Annotated in this window: 21 protein-coding genes; all 21 read left to right on the forward strand. The window is 48.9% G+C overall.

Translation table 11 applies throughout. The annotated features are described in order from the left end of the window. The first annotated feature begins 187 nt into the window (after positions 1–187). The gene (gene hydF, locus LIZ87_RS17610; protein WP_227148656.1) at positions 188–1,477 is read left to right on the forward strand and encodes a [FeFe] hydrogenase H-cluster maturation GTPase HydF; all 1,290 of its coding nucleotides are present in this window, start codon (positions 188–190) and stop codon (positions 1,475–1,477) included. Between the two features lie 258 nt (positions 1,478–1,735). Next, positions 1,736–2,875, forward strand: coding sequence for an N-acetylglucosamine-6-phosphate deacetylase (gene nagA / locus LIZ87_RS17615; RefSeq protein ID WP_227148657.1), 1,140 nt, complete (start codon positions 1,736–1,738; stop codon positions 2,873–2,875). A 259-nt stretch (positions 2,876–3,134) separates the two neighbouring features. Next, complete coding sequence (gene rimP / locus LIZ87_RS17620) at positions 3,135–3,602, forward strand: ribosome maturation factor RimP (protein ID WP_178313142.1); 468 nt, start codon at positions 3,135–3,137, stop codon at positions 3,600–3,602. Positions 3,603–3,647: 45 nt separating this feature from the next. Beyond that, the gene (gene nusA / locus LIZ87_RS17625; RefSeq protein WP_178313143.1) at positions 3,648–4,808 is read left to right on the forward strand and encodes a transcription termination factor NusA; all 1,161 of its coding nucleotides are present in this window, start codon (positions 3,648–3,650) and stop codon (positions 4,806–4,808) included. Positions 4,809–4,844: 36 nt separating this feature from the next. Continuing rightward, positions 4,845–5,117, forward strand: a complete 273-nt coding sequence (rnpM, locus tag LIZ87_RS17630; protein WP_178313144.1) for an RNase P modulator RnpM — start codon at positions 4,845–4,847, stop codon at positions 5,115–5,117. Further along, positions 5,077–5,442, forward strand: coding sequence for a L7Ae/L30e/S12e/Gadd45 family ribosomal protein (locus LIZ87_RS17635; protein WP_442912246.1), 366 nt, complete (start codon positions 5,077–5,079; stop codon positions 5,440–5,442). Before rnpM ends, LIZ87_RS17635 begins: the two co-directional genes overlap by 41 nt. Continuing rightward, positions 5,429–8,566 carry a translation initiation factor IF-2 gene (gene infB, locus LIZ87_RS17640; RefSeq protein WP_227148659.1) on the forward strand — a complete coding sequence of 1,046 codons (3,138 nt, stop codon included), beginning with the start codon at positions 5,429–5,431 and terminating at the stop codon, positions 8,564–8,566. Before LIZ87_RS17635 ends, infB begins: the two co-directional genes overlap by 14 nt. A 55-nt stretch (positions 8,567–8,621) precedes the next feature. Continuing rightward, complete coding sequence (rbfA, locus tag LIZ87_RS17645; RefSeq protein WP_178313288.1) at positions 8,622–9,005, forward strand: 30S ribosome-binding factor RbfA; 384 nt, start codon at positions 8,622–8,624, stop codon at positions 9,003–9,005. Further along, positions 9,002–9,967, forward strand: a complete 966-nt coding sequence (locus LIZ87_RS17650; protein WP_227148660.1) for a DHH family phosphoesterase — start codon at positions 9,002–9,004, stop codon at positions 9,965–9,967. Before rbfA ends, LIZ87_RS17650 begins: the two co-directional genes overlap by 4 nt. 152 nt (positions 9,968–10,119) lie before the next feature. Further along, complete coding sequence (gene truB / locus LIZ87_RS17655) at positions 10,120–11,121, forward strand: tRNA pseudouridine(55) synthase TruB (protein WP_227148661.1); 1,002 nt, start codon at positions 10,120–10,122, stop codon at positions 11,119–11,121. Between the two features lie 38 nt (positions 11,122–11,159). Beyond that, positions 11,160–12,119: a bifunctional riboflavin kinase/FAD synthetase gene (locus tag LIZ87_RS17660; RefSeq protein WP_227148662.1), complete on the forward strand. Its 960-nt coding sequence runs from the start codon at positions 11,160–11,162 to the stop codon at positions 12,117–12,119. Between the two features lie 389 nt (positions 12,120–12,508). Continuing rightward, positions 12,509–13,342 carry a carbohydrate ABC transporter permease gene (locus LIZ87_RS17665; RefSeq protein ID WP_178316770.1) on the forward strand — a complete coding sequence of 278 codons (834 nt, stop codon included), beginning with the start codon at positions 12,509–12,511 and terminating at the stop codon, positions 13,340–13,342. Between the two features lie 50 nt (positions 13,343–13,392). After that, entirely contained in the window at positions 13,393–14,694 is a 1,302-nt protein-coding gene (locus LIZ87_RS17670) for an extracellular solute-binding protein (protein ID WP_227148663.1), read from the forward strand. 163 nt (positions 14,695–14,857) lie between these two features. Further along, the gene (locus tag LIZ87_RS17675; protein ID WP_178316771.1) at positions 14,858–15,754 is read left to right on the forward strand and encodes a carbohydrate ABC transporter permease; all 897 of its coding nucleotides are present in this window, start codon (positions 14,858–14,860) and stop codon (positions 15,752–15,754) included. 8 nt (positions 15,755–15,762) lie between these two features. After that, positions 15,763–16,440, forward strand: coding sequence for an RraA family protein (locus LIZ87_RS17680; protein ID WP_178316768.1), 678 nt, complete (start codon positions 15,763–15,765; stop codon positions 16,438–16,440). 21 nt (positions 16,441–16,461) lie between these two features. Further along, complete coding sequence (locus tag LIZ87_RS17685) at positions 16,462–17,121, forward strand: RraA family protein (protein ID WP_178316767.1); 660 nt, start codon at positions 16,462–16,464, stop codon at positions 17,119–17,121. A gap of 34 nt (positions 17,122–17,155) precedes the next feature. Beyond that, positions 17,156–17,791, forward strand: coding sequence for an RpiB/LacA/LacB family sugar-phosphate isomerase (locus tag LIZ87_RS17690; protein WP_178316766.1), 636 nt, complete (start codon positions 17,156–17,158; stop codon positions 17,789–17,791). Between the two features lie 23 nt (positions 17,792–17,814). Then, positions 17,815–18,624: a transketolase gene (locus LIZ87_RS17695; RefSeq protein ID WP_178316765.1), complete on the forward strand. Its 810-nt coding sequence runs from the start codon at positions 17,815–17,817 to the stop codon at positions 18,622–18,624. A gap of 2 nt (positions 18,625–18,626) precedes the next feature. Beyond that, positions 18,627–19,562, forward strand: a complete 936-nt coding sequence (locus tag LIZ87_RS17700; RefSeq protein WP_227148664.1) for a transketolase family protein — start codon at positions 18,627–18,629, stop codon at positions 19,560–19,562. Between the two features lie 27 nt (positions 19,563–19,589). Then, positions 19,590–20,288 (forward strand): FadR/GntR family transcriptional regulator, encoded by a 699-nt coding sequence (locus tag LIZ87_RS17705; RefSeq protein ID WP_227148665.1) that lies wholly within the window; start codon positions 19,590–19,592, stop codon positions 20,286–20,288. A gap of 184 nt (positions 20,289–20,472) precedes the next feature. Further along, positions 20,473–20,691 carry a helix-turn-helix domain-containing protein gene (locus LIZ87_RS17710; protein WP_227148666.1) on the forward strand — a complete coding sequence of 73 codons (219 nt, stop codon included), beginning with the start codon at positions 20,473–20,475 and terminating at the stop codon, positions 20,689–20,691. Positions 20,692–20,782: the final 91 nt, after the last annotated feature.

Here is a 20,782-nt window from a genome sequence, read left to right on the forward strand (position 1 = left end):
CAAGGTACTCTCGGAATCTCTCCTGCACTCGCTTTTGCGGCTGATTTTCCGCCGGCCGTACCCAAATTTCATCAACGTACGCGCCGCGTACGCCTCAAAAATTTGGGCACAGCTGACAAAAGATCATCTCACAAAACCGAGCACAAAGAGACTCCGAGAGTACATTACAGCGAAAGGGAGGATCAACATGGGAATGAACAATACGCCTGCCTCAGACAGGATACATATTGGCTTCTTTGGAAAGAGAAATGCGGGAAAATCCAGCGTTCTCAATGCAGTGACAGGGCAGAACCTGGCAGTGGTCTCTGACGTGAAGGGGACCACTACGGATCCGGTCTATAAAGCGATGGAGCTTCTGCCTCTGGGCCCGGTGATGATGATCGACACACCAGGCATTGACGATGAGGGAGAGCTGGGAGCCTTAAGGATGAAGAAGAGCTATCAGGTGCTGAACAAGACGGATGTGGCTGTGCTGGTGGTGGATGGGACAGCCGGGCTGTCAAGGGAGGATGAGGAGCTTCTTTGCAAGATCCGGGAAAAGAAGATCCCCTGTGCCATTGCCTGGAACAAGGCAGATATGGAGAAGGCCGGGGAGACGGAAGGAACGGAGAGGACCGGCTTAGAGACCGGAACAGCAGGAGGGGAAGAAAACGCTGCAGGGTGCAGCGCAGAGCCCGGAGTTCTGGATGGTATCCCGGTCCTGCCGGTCAGCGCTGTCACAAAGGAAGGCATCCGGGAGCTGAAGGAATGTCTTGCCCGTCTGGGACAGACAGAAGAAAATGACCTGCGGATCGTAGGGGATCTTTTGTCTCCCATGGATTTCGTGGTGCTGGTCGTTCCCATTGACAAGGCGGCTCCTAAGGGGCGGCTGATCCTTCCGCAGCAGCAGACTATCCGCGATGTGCTGGAGACAGGCGCTACCGCTGTGGTGGTAAGGGACAGTGAGCTGAAGGAGACGCTGGAAGGCCTGGGAAAAAAGCCGAAGATGGTGATCACAGACAGCCAGGCCTTTGGAAGAGTCTCCGCCGACACCCCGGAGGACATCCTGCTCACGTCCTTTTCCATCCTGTTTGCGCGGTATAAGGGGGAACTGGAGCCCATGGTAGAGGGCGTCAGGGCGCTGGATGAGATCCGGGACGGGGACAAGATCCTGGTGTCTGAGGGCTGTACCCACCACAGGCAGTGTGATGATATCGGAACCGTGAAGCTGCCGCGGTGGATCCGTGAATATACAGGCAAGGAGCCGGAATTTGTCTTTACTTCAGGAACCGAGTTCCCCGATGACGTAACAGAATATAAAATGATCGTCCACTGCGGTGCCTGCATGCTTAATGAGAGAGAGGTAAAATACAGGATGAAATGCGCAAAGGACCAGGGCGTTCCCATGACAAACTATGGGATCACCATTGCTTATATCCATGGGATCTTGAAACGCAGCCTGGAACCCTTCCCGCAGATCGAGGCACTTTTGGAATAAAAAATAAATTTCAAATATAGTTTTATATTGAAAAATATTTCCTTTATGATATACTGAAACTAACAGAGTAAACCTGCATGCACCCGGCAGCGGCAGGACTTTTATAGTAAACCTACATGCGTCCAGCGGGCGGACGCGCCACCGCACCGAGAAAGTCTGGTGGACGCATTTGGCATACCTGAATACATGCCGCCTGTCCGGCGGCAGGACTTTTATAGTAAAAATGTGTGTTTCGTTTCAGAAAGGAAGGAAAAGAGCATGAGGATACAGGGAAAGCGCGTATGGATCGCGGGACAGTTTATGGCAGCCCAGCTGGTGCTGGAGGATGGGATCATCCGCCAGGTTCTGCCCTATGGCAGTGAGCCTGCAGATCAGGATTACGGAGATCACAGGATCGTTCCGGGCTTTATCGACATCCACACCCACGGAGCTTACGGGTATGATACCAATGACGGCACTCCTGAGGGCCTGCGGGACTGGATGCGGCGGATACCGGAGGAGGGAGTGACCTCCATTCTTCCCACCACTGTGACCCAGATGCCCGATGTACTCACAAAGGCTGTGGCCAATGTGGCGGCTGTGGCAGAGGAGGGATACGAGGGTGCCCAGATCCTGGGTATTCATTTTGAGGGCCCATATCTTGATATGGATTATAAGGGAGCCCAGCCGCCTGAGGCTATTGCAAAGCCCTCTGTGGAGCAGTTTAAGGAGTATCAGAAGGCGGCAAAGGGTATGATAAAGTACATCACCCTTGCACCGGAGCAGGACAGGGACCATGCCCTCACGCGTTACTGCGCCTCCCATGGCGTGACAGTCAGCATGGGGCACTCCGCCGCTTCCTATGAGGAGGCCCTTATGGGGATCGCAAACGGCGCCACCTCCATGACCCATGTGTATAACGGTATGACGCCCTATCACCACAGAAAGCCGGGCCTTGTGGGAACAGCGTTCCGGGTCAGGGATATTTACGGTGAGGTGATCTGCGACGGCTGCCATTCCCATCTGGCAGCGCTGAACAATTTCTTCACAGCCAAGGGACGGGATTTTGGCATCATGATCAGTGACTCCCTGCGAGCAAAGCACTGTCCTCCGGGAGGAAACTATCAGCTGGGCGGCCATGATATCGAGATCGGGGAGGACGGCCTGGCAAGGCTTAAGGGAACCACCACCATTGCCGGAAGCACCCTGGCTATGAACAGGGGATTAAAGATCCTTGTGGAGGAGGCTATGGTTCCCTTTGATACGGCTTTAAACTCCTGCACCATCAATCCGGCCCGCTGTCTGGGGGTGGATAACAGAAAGGGAAGGATCGCTGCAGGCTGTGATGCGGATCTTGCTGTTCTGGACCGCGATTACCAGATCATTCAGACCTGGTGCAGGGGAAAGGCCATGCTGTAGTAGCTGCTTTCATTCATAAAAACGTAACCGTTCAGACGGCTGCCGGGAGGGCGTCTGGCGCTCCGGCCGCCTTTTCGGCAGCTGTCTGAACTGTTACAAAAAAATCAAGAAAATCCTTGAAAATGCTTGCATTTCCAGCCATAAAGTGCTATAGTACCAATGATAACTAATGTAGACGATGATAAAGAGTGGACAGCAGTCCACTCTTTCGCATTGTAAAGGGGCATTTGTCCCAAAGGAGAAGAAAGGTGGTGGAAAAATGGCAAAAAAAGAAAACTATGAAAGCCGTGTGGAAGCATACCTCCTGCCTCTTATGGAAGAACATCATTTTGAACTGGTGGATGTGGAATATGTAAAGGAAGCCGGAACCTGGTATCTGAGAGCTTACATTGACAAGGAAGGCGGCATTGCCGTGGATGACTGTGAGGTCATAAGCCGAAAGCTGGGAGATTGGCTGGATAAAGAGGACTTCATCGATGAAAGCTATATCCTGGAGGTCAGCTCTCCGGGGCTGGGCCGTCCTTTGAAGAAGGAAAAGGACTACATCCGCAGCATGGGAAAGGATGTGGAGATCAGGCTTTACCGCCAGATCGATAAGCAGAAGGAATTTACCGGGGCCTTAAGTGCATACGATGACAAGACGGTAACGATCACCGTGGATGATGGAAGCCAGATGGTGTTTGAGAAGGCGAATATCGCACTCATACGTCTGGCACTGGATTTTTAAAAGTTTGAAACCATTTAGCCTTGGGGCAATGATAGGAGGATAAACATGAACAAGGAACTGTTAGAGGCAATGGAAATATTGGAGAAGGAAAAAAATATCTCCAAGGATACCATGATCGAGGCGATAGAAAATTCCCTCATCACTGCCTGTAAGAACCATTTTGGGAAGGCCGACAACGTGAGAGTTTCCATGAACAGGGACACAGGTGATTTTGCAGTTTATGCAGAGAAGACCGTTGTGGAGCAGGTAGAGGACGACGTGATGGAGATCAGCCTGGCAGATGCGAAGATGCTGAATCCCAGGAATGAATGCGGCGATGTTGTGCAGATCCCGCTGGACTCCAAAAAGTTCGGACGTATTGCAACACAGAACGCAAAGAACGTGATCCTGCAGAAGATCCGTGAGGAGGAGCGCAAGGCCCTCTACAACGATTACTATACCATGGAGAAGGACGTTACCACCGGTATTGTGCAGCGCTACCTGGGCAGAAATGTGAGCATCAACCTGGGCAAGGTAGACGCCATCCTAAATGAGAGCGAGCAGGTAAAGGGAGAGACCTTCCGTCCAACGGAGCGCATTAAGGTGTATATCCTGGAGGTAAAGGATACGCCGAAGGGCCCAAGAGTATCCGTATCCAGAACTCATCCGGACCTTGTAAAGCGCCTGTTTGAGTCAGAGGTGGCTGAGGTGCGCGACGGCACAGTGGAGATCAAGGCCATTGCCAGAGAAGCAGGCTCCAGAACAAAGATCGCAGTAAAATCCAACGACTCCAATGTGGATCCCGTAGGCGCATGCGTAGGCCTTAACGGAGCCAGGGTGAATTCCATTGTAAACGAACTTAAGGGTGAGAAGATCGACATCATCAACTGGGATGACAACCCGGCCTACCTGATCGAGAATGCCTTAAGCCCGGCCAAGGTCATCTGCGTTGTAGCCGATGAGGAGGAGAGGGAGGCACAGGTGATCGTGCCTGACTACCAGCTGTCCTTAGCAATCGGCAAGGAAGGACAGAACGCAAGGCTGGCAGCAAGGCTTACCGGCTTTAAGATCGATATCAAGAGCGAGACTCAGGCAAAGGAGATGGGCCTCTTTGAACAGATGGGCCTCCAGTACGGAGATGCTCCTGCTCCTGAATATGAGGAGAGCTATGAGGAGCCGGAGGACTACCAGGATTATCAGGAAGACTACCAGGAAGACGAACAGTAGGGGAAAAGGGACTCCCAAAGGTTAGGAGTGATATCAGTGAGCATGAAGAAGATTCCGCTCAGGCAGTGCATTGGCTGCGGTGAGATGAAGAGTAAAAAGGAAATGATAAGAGTGATAAAGACCGCCGAGGATGAAATTCTGTTGGATGCCACAGGCCGGAAAAACGGCAGAGGCGCTTACCTGTGTCCATCGATGGAATGCTTTCGCAAGGCCGTAAAGGGCAAGGGCCTGGAACGCTCCTTCAAGATGGCAATTCCCAAAGAGGTATATGAGACTCTGGAAAAGGAGATGGAAGAATTTGGAAAATAAAAAGAAGCTGTTAAGCCTGATCGGACTTGCCACAAGGGCCAGGAAGGTGGTCAGCGGAGAATTTTCAACAGAACGATCGGTCAAGAGCGGAAGATCCCATATAGTGATCGTATCAGAAGAAGCATCCGATAATACGAAGAAGATGTTTACCAATATGTGTACTCACTACAGAGTCCCAATCTATATGTTTGGCACGAAGGATGAACTTGGGCACGCCATGGGACAGGAATTTCGGGCATCCCTGTCTGTGGAAGATGCAGGGTTCGCAAAGTCAATGGCAGGACTAATGAATAGTAATGGAGGTAGTTTGAATGAGAGTAAGTGAACTGGCAAATGAACTGGGAAAGACCAGTAAGGAAATCATAGAGATCATTAAGCAAAAGGACAATTCTGCTGCTTTGTACGCTGCATCCAATGTGACAAGGGAGCAGGAGAATATTGTAAGGTCCTCCGCGGCTCAAAAAAAGGAGGCACCAAAGGCAGCAGCTCCAAGGGCAGAGCAGCCAAAGAGCGAGGGCATGAGAACGGAGGCAGCCAGAGCAGAGGCACCAAAAGCGGCAGAGGGAGCACCAAAGACAGAGCCGGCAAAGAAGAAGCTGACAGCTGTCTTCCGTCCTCAGAATGCACAGCAGCAGATCAAGCGTCCGGTGCCGCCAAAGCCACAGCCATCCCAGGCAGCGCGCCCTGGACAGCAGGCAGCAGCAAGACAGCAGCAGGCAGCGGGGGCCGCAGGTACGGTGCGCCCGCAGGTTCAGGCACAGGAGGCGCGTCCGGTCAAAGAGGAGGCGGCTGCTCCGGCAGCTGTCCAGGCAAATGTGCCTGAGACACGCGAGGCTGTAAAGCCGCAGCCAGCTCCCCAGAGCGCTCCGGAGGCAAAGAGCCAGGAGGGCTACCAGGTAGCCCAGGCCAGCCGTGAGACCGGCCGCAGCCAGGGAGATTATCAGGGAAACCGTGACGGGAGAAGCCAGGGAGGCTACCAGGGGAACCGCGATGGCGGAAGAAGCCAGGGAGAGTACCAGGGCAGACGTGATGGCGGAAGGCCACAGGGAGACTACCAGGGAAGCCGCGATGGCGGAAGAAGCCAGGGAGGCTACCAGGGGAACCGTGACGGAAGAAGCCAGGGAGAGTACCAGTGCAGACGTGATGGCGGAAGGCCCCAGGGAGACTATCAGGGAAGCCGTGACGGAAGAAGCCAGGGAGGCTATCAGGGAAGCCGCGACGGCGGAAGGTCCCAGGGAGGCTACCAGGGAAGCCGTGACGGCGGAAGAAGCCAGGGAGGCTATCAGGGAAGCCGCGACGGAAGAAGCCAGGGAGGCTACCAGGGAAGCCGCGACGGCGGAAGAAGCCAGGGAGGCTACCAGGGAAGCCGTGATGGCGGAAGGCCTCAGGGAGGCTTTGGAGGAAGGCCCCAGGGCGGCTATCAGGGCCGTGGAGGCGAGGATAAGGACAGAGATACAAGAGACAGCAGGAACAGCCAGGGCAGCCGCCGCACAGGAGGCCGCGACAGCGGAAAGATGTCCTTTGATACCCCGATCCAGGCAAAGCCTACCAGCAACCGCCAGAATAAGACTGCGCATAAGAATGACCGCTTTGACAAGCGCGACAGAGAAGAGGACGGCAAGAAGAAAGCACCAAAGACAGGAAAGGGCGCATTTATCATGCCTCAGCCTAAGAAGGAGGAGGCAAAGGTAGAGGATATCAAGACCATCACCCTGCCGGAGAGCCTTACCATCAAGGAGCTGGCTGATAAGATGAAGCTGCAGCCTTCCGTTATTGTAAAGAAGCTGTTCTTAAAGGGACAGATGGTAACCTTAAACCAGGAGATCGATTACGACCAGGCAGAAGAGATCGCCATGGAGTTTGATGTCCTCTGCGAGAAGGAAGAGAAGGTCGATGTGATCGCAGAGCTCTTAAAGGAGGAGGAAGAGAGCGAGGAGAATATGGTTCCCAGATCACCGGTAGTCTGTGTAATGGGCCATGTTGACCACGGCAAAACCTCCCTGCTGGATGCGATCCGCCAGACAAATGTGACAGCACGTGAGGCAGGCGGCATTACCCAGCATATCGGTGCTTCCGTTATTGAGATCAATGACAGAAAGATCACATTCTTAGATACACCTGGACATGAGGCCTTTACCGCTATGCGTATGAGAGGCGCACAGTCCACCGATATCGCCATTCTGGTGGTGGCAGCAGACGACGGCGTAATGCCCCAGACGGTAGAGGCGATCAACCATGCAAAGGCAGCTGGAGTAGAGATCATTGTTGCCATCAACAAGATCGATAAGCCCAGTGCAAATGTAGAAAAAGTAAAGCAGGAGCTGACAGAATATCAGCTGATTCCTGAGGATTGGGGCGGAAGCACGATCTTCGTGCCTGTTTCCGCGCATACAAAGGAGGGTATTACGGACCTTCTGGAAATGGTCCTGCTCACAGCTGATGTGCTGGAGTTAAAGGCCAACCCCAACCGCAAGGGCAGAGGCCTTGTGATCGAGGCAGAGCTTGACAAGGGCAAGGGACCTGTTGCCACCGTTCTGGTGCAGAAGGGTACCTTAAAGGTGGGCGAGACTATTGCAGCCGGAGCCTGCTACGGCAAGATCCGCGCTATGATGGATGATAAGGGACGCCGCGTAAAGGAGGCAGGTCCATCTACACCTGTTGAGATCCTTGGCTTAAACGATGTTCCGAATGCAGGCGAGGTATTTGTCGCTACAGAAAACGAGAAGGAGGCAAGAAGCTTTGCCGAGACCTTCATTTCCGAAGGCAAGAACAAGCTGATCGAGGATACAAAGCAGAAGCTGTCCTTAGACGATCTGTTCAGCCAGATCAAGGCTGGCAATGTGAAGGAGCTTCCGATCATTGTAAAGGCAGACGTACAGGGCTCCGTGGAGGCAGTGAAGCAGAGCCTCATGAAGCTGTCCAACGAGGAAGTGGTTGTAAAGGTGATCCACGGCGGCGTAGGCGCGATCAACGAGTCAGACGTTTCCCTGGCATCTGCATCCAACGCGATCATCATCGGCTTTAATATCCGTCCTGATGCGACTGCCAAGTCCATTGCAGAGCGCGAGAAGGTAGATATCCGCCTGTACAAGGTCATCTACCAGGCAATCGAGGATGTGGAGGCAGCCATGAAGGGCATGCTGGATCCGATCTTCGAGGAGAAGGTCATCGGACACGGCGTGATCCGCCAGCTGTTCAAGGCCTCCGGTGTTGGTACCATTGCAGGCTCCTACGTACTGGACGGAAAGTTCCAGAGAGGCTGCAGCTGCCGTATCAAGAGAGCGGGAGATCAGATCTTTGAAGGACCTCTGGCCTCCTTAAAGAGATTTAAAGACGATGTAAAAGAAGTGGCTGCAGGCTACGAGTGCGGCCTTGTATTTGAAAAATTCAACGACCTTCAGGAGGACGATGAGATCGAGGCTTATATCATGGTAGAGGTGCCGAGATAGTACGCCCTGCCATCAAAGCCGCCTTTATCCTGAAGGAATGATAGAAAGGAATACCATGCGTAAAAACAGCATTAAAAACACAAGAATCAATATGGAGGTCCAGAGGGAGTTAAGCGAGATCATCCGGGCAGGCATCAAAGACCCCAGGATCCATCCTATGACCAGTGTGGTTGCAGTAGAGGTGACACCGGATCTGAAATACTGCAAGGCTTATATCAGCGTCCTGGGAAATGAAGATGCGGCAAAATCCACCATCGAAGGCCTTAAGAGTGCAGAAGGCTATGTACGCCGGGAGCTTGCCAGGCGGATCAACCTGCGCAATACCCCGGAGCTGCGCTTCATACTGGACCAGTCCATTGAATACGGTGTAACCATGTCAAAGCTCATAGATGAGGTGACAAAAGATCTTCATGAAACCGACGAGGAGGAGATTGAATGACGGTTCTGGAACAAACGCTGCAGACAGCAGCTTCCGTCGCTATTCTGGGCCATGTGCGCCCGGACGGCGACTGCCTGGGGTCCACCCTGGGACTGTACCATTACATCAAGACCAATTATCCCGATATCCCTGCTGCCGTATATCTGGAGCAGGCTTCTCTCAAATTCAGCTATTTAGAGGGATTTGAGGAGATACGCCACGAGACGGATGGGGAGGTCTATGACCTCTGCATCTGCCTTGACAGCAGCGACACGGAGAGGCTGGGGCAGTTCTCCTGCTATCTGGAGCGCGCAGCAAAAAGTCTGTGCCTGGACCACCACGTAACCAATCTTGGCTATGCACAGACCAATGTGGTGGTGGCAGATGCCAGCTCTACCTGCGAGGTGCTCTATGACCAGCTGGATGATGGAAAGATCGACAAGGCGATCGCAGAGTGTCTCTACACAGGGATCATCCATGATACAGGCGTATTCAAATACTCCTGTACCTCTGCCCATACCATGGAGATCGCAGGAAAGCTGATGGCAAAGGGAATTGATTTTGGCGCCATTATCGATAACAGCTTCTACAAAAAGACCTATATCCAGAATCAGATACTGGGCCGGGCCTTATTGGAGAGCATCACCTTTTTCGATGGAAAATGTATTTTCAGTGCCATCCGTGAAAATGAAATGAAGTTCTACGGCGTAGACGGAAAGGACATGGACGGCATTATCGACCAGCTCAGGCTCACAGAAGGGGTGGAGGTGGCAATCTTCCTCTACCAGACAGGAGCCCAGGAGTTCAAGGTCAGCCTTCGTTCCCAGTACATTGTGGACGTGAGCAAGATCGCGGCCTTTTTCGGCGGCGGCGGTCATGTGAGGGCAGCAGGCTGCACCATGTCAGGCAGTATCCATGACGTGATCAACAACCTGTCCTTACATATTGAGAAGCAGCTTGCGCCGGAGAGTACGGAAGAATAGTAACTGTTCAGTAGGTCTGCGCACTTGCTGCGCTGACCATAAGATAACCTGGGCCAGAAGGCAAAAATCCCATCGGCAAAGCCGATTTTAAATGGATTTTTGCTCGTAACTGTGAGGGTACTGAACAGTTACGAGAATAAGGAATAGAAGTAATGTATCACGGAATCATCAATGTATACAAGGAGCCGGGCTACACCTCCCACGATGTGGTGGCCCGGCTCAGAGGGATTTTAAAGCAGAAAAAGATCGGGCATACAGGCACCCTTGACCCAGCGGCCGAGGGTGTCCTTCCCGTGTGCTTAGGAATGGGCACCAGGCTCTGCGACATGCTGGCAGACAGGACGAAAACGTATGAAGCAGTCCTGCTGCTGGGAGTCGCCACGGATACCCAGGATACCACAGGAGAGATCCTGAAGGAGAACAGGGAGGAAGCCCTGGCTCTGGAGGAAGGGCAGGTAAGGGAAGCAGTTTTGAGCTTTCTGGGAGATTACGCTCAGATTCCTCCTATGTATTCGGCACTAAAGGTAGATGGAAAGAAGCTCTGTGACCTTGCAAGAGCGGGAAAAGAAGTGGAGCGCAAACCCAGAAATGTCCAGATCCTGGACATTTCCATCAAAGAGATATCCCTTCCCAGGGTGCGCATGAGCGTGACCTGCTCCAAGGGCACCTATATCAGGACGCTCTGCCATGACATCGGCATCAAGCTGGGCTGCGGAGGAGCCATGGAACACCTTATCCGCACCAGGGTGGATCGCTTTCAGGCAGAGGACAGCCTGACATTAGATGAGATCGAGAGGCTGCGGGATGAGGGGACAGTAGGGGAGCGCATTGTTCCGATCGAGGAGGCTCTCGCTTCTTACCGGCCCCTGATCTGCCTTCCGGAGGGGGACCGGGCTCTGCACAATGGAAATCCATGCTTTAAGCCTCAGATCGACTGGGAGAGGACGGCAGGGCTGGGGAACAGCCAGGGATCCGGCAACGAGGCTGCCCGTGAATGCCTTCAGAATGGCTGCAGGTTCCGTCTTTACGACAGCGCGGGAGTATTTGCCGGGGTTTACGAATATCAGCAGGAGAAGCACTGGCTGAAGCCCTGGAAAATGTTCTTTTCGCCGGAAACAAAAATTGCACAGAAGAGCCCCAAGGACGGACTCTAGGTGCTCATAGCGAAAACAATGAAAGAGGATCCGCTGATATGAAATATATAGCAGACACCACAGAATTTCATATAGACGAGCCGACCATTGTCACCCTGGGCAAATTTGACGGCAGACACAGAGGCCACCAGAAGCTTCTGCTCACCATGAAGGACTTAAAGAAAAAGCTGGGATATGCCACGGCTATTTTTACCTTCAGCACGGCCCCGTCCTTTGGGGCTGAGAAGGGTCCCCAGACAGTGATAACCACGAATCTGGAGCGCCGTGACAATATGGAGAAAATGGGTATTGATTATCTGGTGGAATACCCCTTTACCGATGCCACCAGATGCATGGCGCCGAAGACCTTTGTAAGGGATATTTTGTCAGGCCGCATGCATGCCAGGGCGATCGTGGTAGGGCCTGACTGCAGCTTTGGATATAAAGGAGAGGGAAATGCAGCCCTTTTGGAACAGCTGGCAGATATCTACGGTTATGATCTTTGCGTCATTGAAAAGGAAAAGGATCATGAACGGGATATCAGCAGTACCTATATCAGGGAGGAGCTGGACAAGGGAAATGTGGCAAAGGCCAACCTCCTTTTGGGACAGCCCTATGCCATACACGGAGAGGTGGTCCACGGAAACCACATAGGCGGCCCCCGCCTGGGCTTCCCCACAGCCAACATCATCCCTCCCGCTGCCAAACGCCTGCCCAAATTCGGCGTCTACGTTTCCAGGGTGCTGGCAGAGGGCACATACTACAGAGGAGTAACCAATATAGGAAGAAAGCCCACCATAAAAGGTGAAAACCCAGTGGGAGTGGAAACCTATCTATTCGATTTGGACAAGGACATTTATGGAAAATGGATCGAGGTCCAGCTCCTGGAATTTGACCGGGGAGAACAGAAATTCAACTCTCTGGAGGAGCTGAAGCACCGCATAGAAAAAGACAAAGAATTTGCTGCAGAATATTTCCTGGCTCACCCGGAGGTTTATTTGGGGCCGGTGAAAAGGTAGAAGCGGCAGATGAAAAGAGAAACTTGTTGATATAAGAACAACCCCGCCATAGAGATGTGGCGGGGTAATTTTATGCTTTATTTTTCTTCCTTCGCAAAAATACACCCCCTCCATTTGGCGATTTTGGCGAAATCTGCTGTGGGTTTCTGGATTGAATATGGCAAAGCTGAAAACGAAAAGATGCCGAAAAACCAAAATAATGTGCAAAATATACAAAAAATTAAATATATTTTATGCAATTTATATCTTTAAAAAAACGAAGATATTTTATAAAATAAAGATACATTACCTCATGACGTCATACAATCTGACGTCATGAGGTTAGAACAAAAGCAGAACAGCATGTTTTTCAGGAAGAAAGTCATAATACAATAGCGAAAGGGAATGGCATGAAGAAAAAAGTAAGAGTCATCGTACAGATCATGATAGGAGTTGTTTTATTGATCATTACCCTGTTTCCTATTCTGTGGATGTTGGGATTGGCTATACGTCCAATGGATGAACTGGTAGGTAAGATTTATCTGTTTCCAAGACAGATAACATGGGAACATTTTATGAGCCTGTTCGTTAAAAAGAATTTTGGCATGGCATTAAAAAACAGTGCCATTACTACCTTGGTCTCACTTGTGATTTCACTGGCATGCGGATTGACATGTGCTTATATTCTGGCGAGATCGAGGTTTAACATAAAAACGAAGAAGCTGATGACATACTGGATACTTCTTGTCCGTGTACTTCCTCCGATCACATTTGCCATACCGCTTTATATTTTGTTTTCAAAGGCGAAGATGCTGTCTTCGTTAATGCCTGTAATAAGCGCCTGCATTTTTATCAATATTCCGTTGACAGTATGGTTTATTATCAGCTTTTTCCAGGATCTTTCCGTGGAAATTGAAGAAAGTGCACAGATTGATGGAGCAACGGAGTGGCAGCTTTTCAGAAAAGTAGTTTTACCCCTTGTTTTACCGGGAATTGCCGCAATCTCAATGCTGTCGTTTATATATGCCTGGAATGAGTATACATATTCAGTTATCTTTATTCAAAGCTCAAAAGAGTATACGGTTCCCATTGCATTATCAATCTTAAATACAGAGGATAATGTAACACAATTTGGTCTGGTTGCAGCGGGCGGAATTGTATCACTGTTGCCTATGGCTGTTTTCATAACGTTTGCCCAGAAATATCTGATATCTGGTCTGAGCAGCGGAGCAGTAAAGGAATAGGCAGTAAAAACAAAAGTAATTATAAAATAATATAAAGAAGGGAGTTACATATGAAGAAGAGATTAGCAACATTAGCAATGGCAGGTACGATGGCAGCGTCGGTCATGATGACCGGATGCTCATCAAATGAAGCGCCGAAGGAAGAGGCAAAGGCAACAGAGCAGGCAGGCGGACAGTCTGCAGAGGCAGCAGCGGAGCAGGCTTCGGATCAGGAAAAGGCAAAGCTTACACTTGTGTTGAGGGCAGGCTCCTATACGGATGTCATGAAAAATCTGGCCCCGGCTTTTGCAGAGGAGCATAATTGTGAGTTTGAATTTTTGGACCTGGGATTTTCAGATATGTACCAGAAGATCGCGCTGGATTCCCAGAACAGTGAAGGAACATATGATGTGCTGATGATCGATGGAAGCTGGCTGACAGAATTCCTGGAAAACGATACAGTTGCTAATTTGTCCGATATGGGGTACAGCTTAGATCCTGATTTTATTCCGTTGGCATCGAAAGGTGGTATGGATGACGATGGAAAGGTTTATGGAGTCCCATTTTATGGAAATGTCATGATACAGTTCTATAATAAGCAGGTATTAAAGGATCTGGGATATGAGACAACACCTGATACATGGGAAGGCATACTGGAAGTGGCTAAGAAGGCAAAGGAAGCAGGAAAAGAGGGGTACCTCCTGCGAGCACAGGCAGGTGAGAATATTCTGACAGATATCTTCCCCATTCTTCTTGCACATGGAGGACAAGTACTGGATGAAAATAACAATGTAACCATTGATACCCCGGAATTCAAGAAAGCATTGGAATTCTATATGACACTGAAAGAATATGGAACCATCATGGATAAAGATGACATTGTGGCAGCCGTGCAGTCCGGCAATGGAGCAATGAGCCTTGACTGGCCGGGATGGTATACCCCATTAGAAGCTGATACCAGTGCTTTTAATCTTATTCCGAGAAAGGTTGGGGCAAATGACCCGGAATATGCATCCAGCATCTATGGACTGTGGTATCTTGGCATTCCGGAAAATTCAAAGAATAAAGAGCTGGCATTGGAATTTATTAAATATATCACAGACGCCGAGCAGCAGACAGCATCTGTACAATACGGAGGCGTTCCTACCAGAACCAGTGTTTATGAAAATCCGGATATCATAGCTCAGAGTCCTAATTTGGAATATGTATATCAGGCGTTAAAAGAGGCTGTTTACAGACCTAGGATCAAGCAGTGGACAGAAATTACAGTTACATTGGGCACAGAGTTAGACAATGCAGTACAGGGCGCAAAATCTGTGGAGGACGCACTGAAGGATGCACAGACAGCTTGTGAACAGATCATGAGTAATTAAGCAATGATGTCTGGAGCTGCCTTACAAAAAGACGTGTCTTTTTCGAGGCAGCTTCAACATTGCTGTGAAAAGTCCCGCCGCCGGATAGGCGGCATAAGTTCAGATATGCCCAATGCGCCCGCCAGACTTTTATGGTGTGGCAGTACGTTCGCCCGCCGGGCGCATGAAGGTTTTGAAAGGAAGAAGTATGCGAGAGAGAAAAGGTGTTTCACGAAGAACGTTTGCTATATTAATGGAATCTCCCACGATCATTATTTTGACGATTCTTAGTATATATCCTCTGGTATATACCTTGTATTATTCCCTGACAAATTATTACTATATTTCCAAAGACAAAATGAGTTTTGTTGGATTGAAAAATTATATTGATTTGTGGAAAAATCCATATTTTATCAGGGCAGTCATCAACACAATCAAATTTACCATAGCCTGTACGTTCCTTGAGACAGCACTGGGTGTGGCAGTCGCGGTGTATGTTAATGGTTTGAAGTATTTTAAGAAAACAATGCGGACTATCATACTGCTTCCGAATCTTCTTCCGCCTGTTACAGCAGCGCTTATATGGAAGATCATGCTTTCCAATAATTATGGGATCATCAATGAGTTTTTAAGATTTTTGCATCTTCCGGTATATAATTGGTTTTTTGACACCAGAACGGCAATGCCGGTTATTATACTGATCGACGTGTGGCAGTGCATGCCTTTTGTATTTCTTTTGATCTATGCATCGCTGCAGACAGTTCCTCAGACTCTTTATGAGGCGGCAAAGATAGACGGTGCCAATAGTTGGCACGAATTTCGATATATAACAGTACCTTGTGTCAGCGGAGCGATTGGCTTATGTTTGCTGCTGAGAACGATCGATTCCTTCAGGATGTTTGATAAGGTCAATATTCTTACCGGAGGCGGTCCGGCCAATACAACATCTACGATCACGCAGTTTATTTACACATACGGTATCAAGAGCCTTAAATTTGGCTATGGCTCTGCAGGAGCAGTAGTAATGGCAGCAATCGTATTATTGCTTTCTGTTCAATACATAAAAAAATCTATGAAATGAGGAAAATTATGACAAACGAAGAAAGATTAAAAATTTTTGAAGAGGTTGACCCGGGGTGTATTACAGATGCACTTATCTGCTTTAAGATCGGTGCATGGATGCAGGGAATTTTTCCAGTCAGCAAAAAGGCAAAAATATATGGGAGAGCAGTAACTGCCAGATTTGAGACGGTATCCGATCCTGATGAGATATTAACTCCCTATGAGGTAATAGAAATGGGAGAGCCAGGAGATGTCCTGGTATGGAATGTGGATATGGATGCGAACATCATGGGAGAAAATATCTTCCATTTCGTTTTGGGCCATGGACTTAAGGGCGTTGTGCTGGAGGGAAAAATAAGAGATATCAATGAGATTGAAGAAATTGGAGGCTGTGTGTTCTCCAGAGGCCCGGCAGCTTATTCCGCACCGGTCAATTTCCGCCCTACGAAGAACACAGTGAACATACCGGTAACTGTAGGAGGGGTAGTGGTCCGGCCTGGAGATTATATTTGCGGAGATGCCAATGGCCTGATGGTAGTGCCCCAGGAGTATGTAGATGTTGTTTTGGAGCAGGCGAAGCTCAATATGGTATGGGAGAAAGAGCTTGAAGAAGCTATTAAAGCAGGATATACCTCAGAGCAGATGAAAGAGGTATATGGCCATTTGAAAAAAATAGATATCAATGGAACTGAAATAAAAAGGTAAAAGCGAGAGGGGAAGAGAACGATGACCGAACAGGAGAGGTTAAAGATTTTTCGTGAGATCGAGACAGGAGCAGTAACGGATGCCATGGTGCAGCATCAGGTCGGATGCTGGATGAAAGGAATTTTTCCCACAGAACCAGGTATGAAGATTTATGGAAGGGCCAGAACTGCACAATTTAGCTATGTTGTTCCTCCGGATAAAGAAATCAATCAATTTGAAATCATTGAGAGATGCAAGCCGGGAGAGGTCATGGTATGGAACGTACCTTCAGAGGCAAATATTTGCGGTGAAAATATCATGCATTTCCTGGGAAATCACCAGCTGAATGGACTTATTATCGATGGGTATACAAGAGATGTGGAGACAATTAAAGGAATGGGAATCCCTCAGTTTACGAAGGGAGCTGCGATTGCACCTGCGCCGCGGAATTGCAGAGTTGTGGCCCGTGATCTGGATGTTCCGGTTAATTGCGGCGGAGCAGTAGTCCAGCCAGGAGATTATATATTTGGGGACAGTGATGGTGTGCTTGTTGTTCCTGAAGAGCACATAGATTTAATACTGAATCAGGCTGTTCTCAATATGGAGTACGAAAAGAGGATGGAGCAGGCAATCAATGAGAATGCAGATTCATCTGCAATTGCTGAAGTGTTCAAAACAAAGGTTTTATATAAAGAAAACTGATGATATCATCGAAAAGCTGAGACAGGAGGAGCTTATGAGAATCGCATTGATCAATGAAAACAGTCAGGCAGCGAAAAATCCGCTTATCTGTGAAACCTTGAAAAAGGTGGTAGAGCCTATGGGGCATGTGGTGGACAATTATGGTATGTACTCTCCCCAGGATGAAGCTCAGCTGACCTATGTACAGGTAGGTATTTTAGCTGCAATTCTTTTAAATTCCGGGGCAGCAGATTATGTTATTACGGGATGCGGTACAGGTGAGGGAGCTATGCTGGCCTGCAACAGCTTTCCGGGAGTATTGTGCGGACATGTGGTAGATCCCAGTGATGCATTTATGTTTGCGCAGATCAACGATGGCAATGCAGCAGCCTTCCCCTTTGCCAAAGGATTTGGCTGGGGAGCAGAGCTGAATCTGGAATATGCGTTTGACAAGCTTTTTGGATCAGGACACGGAAATGGATATCCTCCGGAGCGGGTGATTCCCGAACAGAGGAATAAAAAGATCCTGGATGAAGTAAAGAAGCATACCTATGTGGATCTGATCGATGGGCTGAAATGTTTGGATCAGGAACTCTTAAAGGGTGCTGTGGCAGGCCCGGAATTTTCTAAGCTGTTTTTTGCCAATTGCAAGGATAAGAAAATAGAAGAATATGTCAGAACTCTTCTATAAGTTGGAAAGACTGGAGAAGAAAAATGGATAGTATTAATTTAGAGAAGGTCTGCAGGGCAGTGCGCCGTGACATTATCAATATGACGGCAGATGCATCATCCGGTCATCCTGGGGGCTCCCTGTCTGCAGTAGAGATGATAACCACATTATTTTTCAAAAAAATGAATATTGATCCGGCGGATCCCAAAAAGCCTGACCGTGACAGATTCGTATTGTCAAAGGGGCATGCAGCCCCCTGTTACTATGCGGTATTAGGAGAGAGGGGATACTTTGATAAGGCGGAATTTAAGAATTTCCGTCAGCTCCACAGCATACTTCAAGGCCATCCGGATGCAAAGAAATGCCCTGGGGTCGATGCTTCCACAGGATCTTTGGGACAGGGGATTTCTATTGCAGTGGGAATGGCGCTTGGAGCCAAAAAGTTAGATCACAGCAATGTCAAAGTATATACGCTCTTAGGGGATGGCGAGCTTCAGGAAGGCCAGGTATGGGAGGCGAGCATGGCTGCCGCCCATTATCAGCTGGACAATTTGACGGTTATGATCGATCATAATGGCCTTCAGATCGATGGTACAAACGATCAGGTGATGAGCCTGGGAGATATTCGGGCAAAATTTGAAGCTTTTGGCTTCCACGTATTGGAGATTGATGGAAATGATCTGAAACAGGTATCTGCAGCGTTGGAAGATGATACCAAAGGAAAGCCAACATGCATTCTTGCAAATACGGTCAAGGGCAAGGGAGTATCCTTTATGGAAAATCAGGTGGGCTGGCATGGGAAGGCCCCCAGTGAAGCAGAGCGTCAGCAGGCTTTAAAGGAATTGGAGGATTGACCATGAGTGAGATGAAAGCAATACGCGTTGCCTACGGAGAGGCACTGGCTGAATTAGGTGAAAAAAATGAGAAGGTCGTGGTTCTGGATGCAGATCTGGCCCATGCCACTATGACGGCTATCTTTGCTGCAAAATTTCCTGAACGCTTTTTTAATGCAGGAATTGCAGAGGCAAATATGGTCGATATGGCAGCAGGCTTATCTACTATGGGATATGTTCCGTTTGCAAGTACCTTTGCCATATTTGGGGCAGGCAGGGCATATGACCAGGTTAGAAATGGATGTGCATATCCCCATTTTAATGTGAAGCTTGGCATGACTCATGCAGGAATCACCTTAGGAGAGGACGGAGGAAGCCATCAAGCAATAGAGGATATGGCGTTAATGCGTGCCATTCCCGGCATGACGATCATTGTTCCCTGTGATGCCTCAGAAACTCACAGGGCAGTAGAGGCTGCCTCGCAGGTGGACGGCCCTGTATATTTGCGCCTGGCCCGTCTGCCATCCCCTGTATTTGAGGAAGAGATGCCCTTTCAAATAGGAAAGGCCAACATTTTAAAGGATGGAACGGATGTAGCTGTGATCACCTGTGGAATCATGGTAGCAACGGCATTGGAATGCGCAAAGAAGCTGGAGGAAGAGGGGATTTCAGCAGCCGTTATCAATATGCATACAGTAAAGCCGATCGACAGGGAATGTATACTGGAATATGCGAAAAAGTGCGGCAGGATCCTGACGGTAGAGGAACACAGCGTCATTGGCGGATTGGGTGATGCAGTAGGTGATATACTTCTTTCAGAGGGCTGCAATATCGTATTTAGGAAGATCGGAGTGCAGGATCGGTTTGGACAGTCCGGAAAGCCGGAGGCTCTTCTGGAAGAATATGGATTAGATGAAAAACAGATATATGCTCAGATAAAGGAGGTATACAGCAGGTAGTCTCCGAAAGAAGAAAGGCGGGTATAAATGATAGAAGCGGTAAAAAGGCTTTCGATTGCCCAGCAGGTAGTAGAGGGAATGAAAGACTACATCATGTCAGGGGAAATACAGGTAGGGAATAAGCTGCCAACGGAGAAGGAACTTTGCACGCGTTTCAAAGTGGGAAGAGGAACGATACGTGAAGCACTATGTACCCTTCAAGCTCTGGGATTTGTAGAAATGCAGCCGGGAAAGGGAGCATATGTGGCCAGTGTAAAGGAACCCAGCAAACATGACCTGACCCAATGGTTTGTAGAAAATGAAGTAAAGGTCAAGGACGTGATCGAGGTGCGCAATGTCATTGAGCCTCTGGCAATCAAGCTTGCAATGCAGCGCACCGGAGATGAAGAGAAAAATAAACTTCAGGAAATTCATCAAGGCATCATAGAGGCAGTGGAGAATGATGATATTCTGCAGATCAGCCGGTGTGATGAGGCTTTTCACACGTATATTGTTGAATGCAGTAAGAACAATATGCTGATCAGTATTGATAAGCATATTTCAGAATTCCTGAAGAATTTCCGAAGCAAGACCTTCCGCATCCCTCACAATGTTCAGAATGTGGTACCCGCTCATACAAAGATTATTGATGCATTCCTGGAAGGGGATATTGATAAGGCACAGAGATGCATGGCAGAACATATAGAAAAAATAGCAGAGGATCTGGAACTGAGTAAGGATTATTAGTTAACATGATCAGCCAGGGGATAAAACATGATGAAAAATGTTCACCCTGACTGATTTTGTTGTTTTTCAGGCAGAGGAAAATTCAATCATATAACATATATTCATAATTACGAAGATACCCAATCTGCAAAATCCTGTTTATGCTTAATTTGAAACTAAAAATAAAAGCATACAGGACAAAAGCATGATTGATTATTCCCCATTTTGGAAAACATTAGAGCAATCAAAGGAAAATTGGTACACATTGACAAAGAAGCACGGATTATCGGACAGCACTCTTCACAGGCTGAAATATAATAAAGACATTTCCATGAAAACAGTGAATGACCTCTGCCGTATCCTGGAGTGCAAGATTGAAGATATCGCCGTGTATGTGCCTTCGGAAAATGACCAGAAGCTATGATGCGGCGGCAAAATGCCAGTAAAAAAAGAAAAAATCTGTAGGTTTGTCAAACATTTGTTACACTGACTGCAAATAATTCTTTAGCACCTGA

The organism is Lacrimispora sp. 210928-DFI.3.58 (assembly GCF_020554865.1).
Taxonomy (GTDB): domain Bacteria; phylum Bacillota; class Clostridia; order Lachnospirales; family Lachnospiraceae; genus Enterocloster.

Excerpts from the sequence above, each read along its gene's own strand:
- LIZ87_RS17660 (WP_227148662.1), top strand. The coding sequence starts at position 11,160 with ATGAAATATATAGCAGACACCACAGAATTTCATATAGACGAGCCGACC.
- LIZ87_RS17650 (WP_227148660.1), top strand. The coding sequence starts at position 9,002 with ATGACGGTTCTGGAACAAACGCTGCAGACAGCAGCTTCCGTCGCTATT.
- nusA (WP_178313143.1), top strand. The coding sequence starts at position 3,648 with ATGAACAAGGAACTGTTAGAGGCAATGGAAATATTGGAGAAGGAAAAA.
- LIZ87_RS17695 (WP_178316765.1), top strand. The coding sequence starts at position 17,815 with ATGGATAGTATTAATTTAGAGAAGGTCTGCAGGGCAGTGCGCCGTGAC.
- LIZ87_RS17680 (WP_178316768.1), top strand. The coding sequence starts at position 15,763 with ATGACAAACGAAGAAAGATTAAAAATTTTTGAAGAGGTTGACCCGGGG.
- LIZ87_RS17690 (WP_178316766.1), top strand. The coding sequence starts at position 17,156 with ATGAGAATCGCATTGATCAATGAAAACAGTCAGGCAGCGAAAAATCCG.
- LIZ87_RS17685 (WP_178316767.1), top strand. The coding sequence starts at position 16,462 with ATGACCGAACAGGAGAGGTTAAAGATTTTTCGTGAGATCGAGACAGGA.
- LIZ87_RS17670 (WP_227148663.1), top strand. The coding sequence starts at position 13,393 with ATGAAGAAGAGATTAGCAACATTAGCAATGGCAGGTACGATGGCAGCG.
- rbfA (WP_178313288.1), top strand. The coding sequence starts at position 8,622 with ATGCGTAAAAACAGCATTAAAAACACAAGAATCAATATGGAGGTCCAG.
- infB (WP_227148659.1), top strand. The coding sequence starts at position 5,429 with ATGAGAGTAAGTGAACTGGCAAATGAACTGGGAAAGACCAGTAAGGAA.
- LIZ87_RS17705 (WP_227148665.1), top strand. The coding sequence starts at position 19,590 with ATGATAGAAGCGGTAAAAAGGCTTTCGATTGCCCAGCAGGTAGTAGAG.
- hydF (WP_227148656.1), top strand. The coding sequence starts at position 188 with ATGGGAATGAACAATACGCCTGCCTCAGACAGGATACATATTGGCTTC.
- LIZ87_RS17665 (WP_178316770.1), top strand. The coding sequence starts at position 12,509 with ATGAAGAAAAAAGTAAGAGTCATCGTACAGATCATGATAGGAGTTGTT.
- LIZ87_RS17675 (WP_178316771.1), top strand. The coding sequence starts at position 14,858 with ATGAAGGTTTTGAAAGGAAGAAGTATGCGAGAGAGAAAAGGTGTTTCA.
- LIZ87_RS17710 (WP_227148666.1), top strand. The coding sequence starts at position 20,473 with ATGATTGATTATTCCCCATTTTGGAAAACATTAGAGCAATCAAAGGAA.
- rimP (WP_178313142.1), top strand. The coding sequence starts at position 3,135 with ATGGCAAAAAAAGAAAACTATGAAAGCCGTGTGGAAGCATACCTCCTG.
- LIZ87_RS17700 (WP_227148664.1), top strand. The coding sequence starts at position 18,627 with ATGAGTGAGATGAAAGCAATACGCGTTGCCTACGGAGAGGCACTGGCT.
- LIZ87_RS17635 (WP_442912246.1), top strand. The coding sequence starts at position 5,077 with ATGAGACTCTGGAAAAGGAGATGGAAGAATTTGGAAAATAAAAAGAAG.
- truB (WP_227148661.1), top strand. The coding sequence starts at position 10,120 with ATGTATCACGGAATCATCAATGTATACAAGGAGCCGGGCTACACCTCC.
- nagA (WP_227148657.1), top strand. The coding sequence starts at position 1,736 with ATGAGGATACAGGGAAAGCGCGTATGGATCGCGGGACAGTTTATGGCA.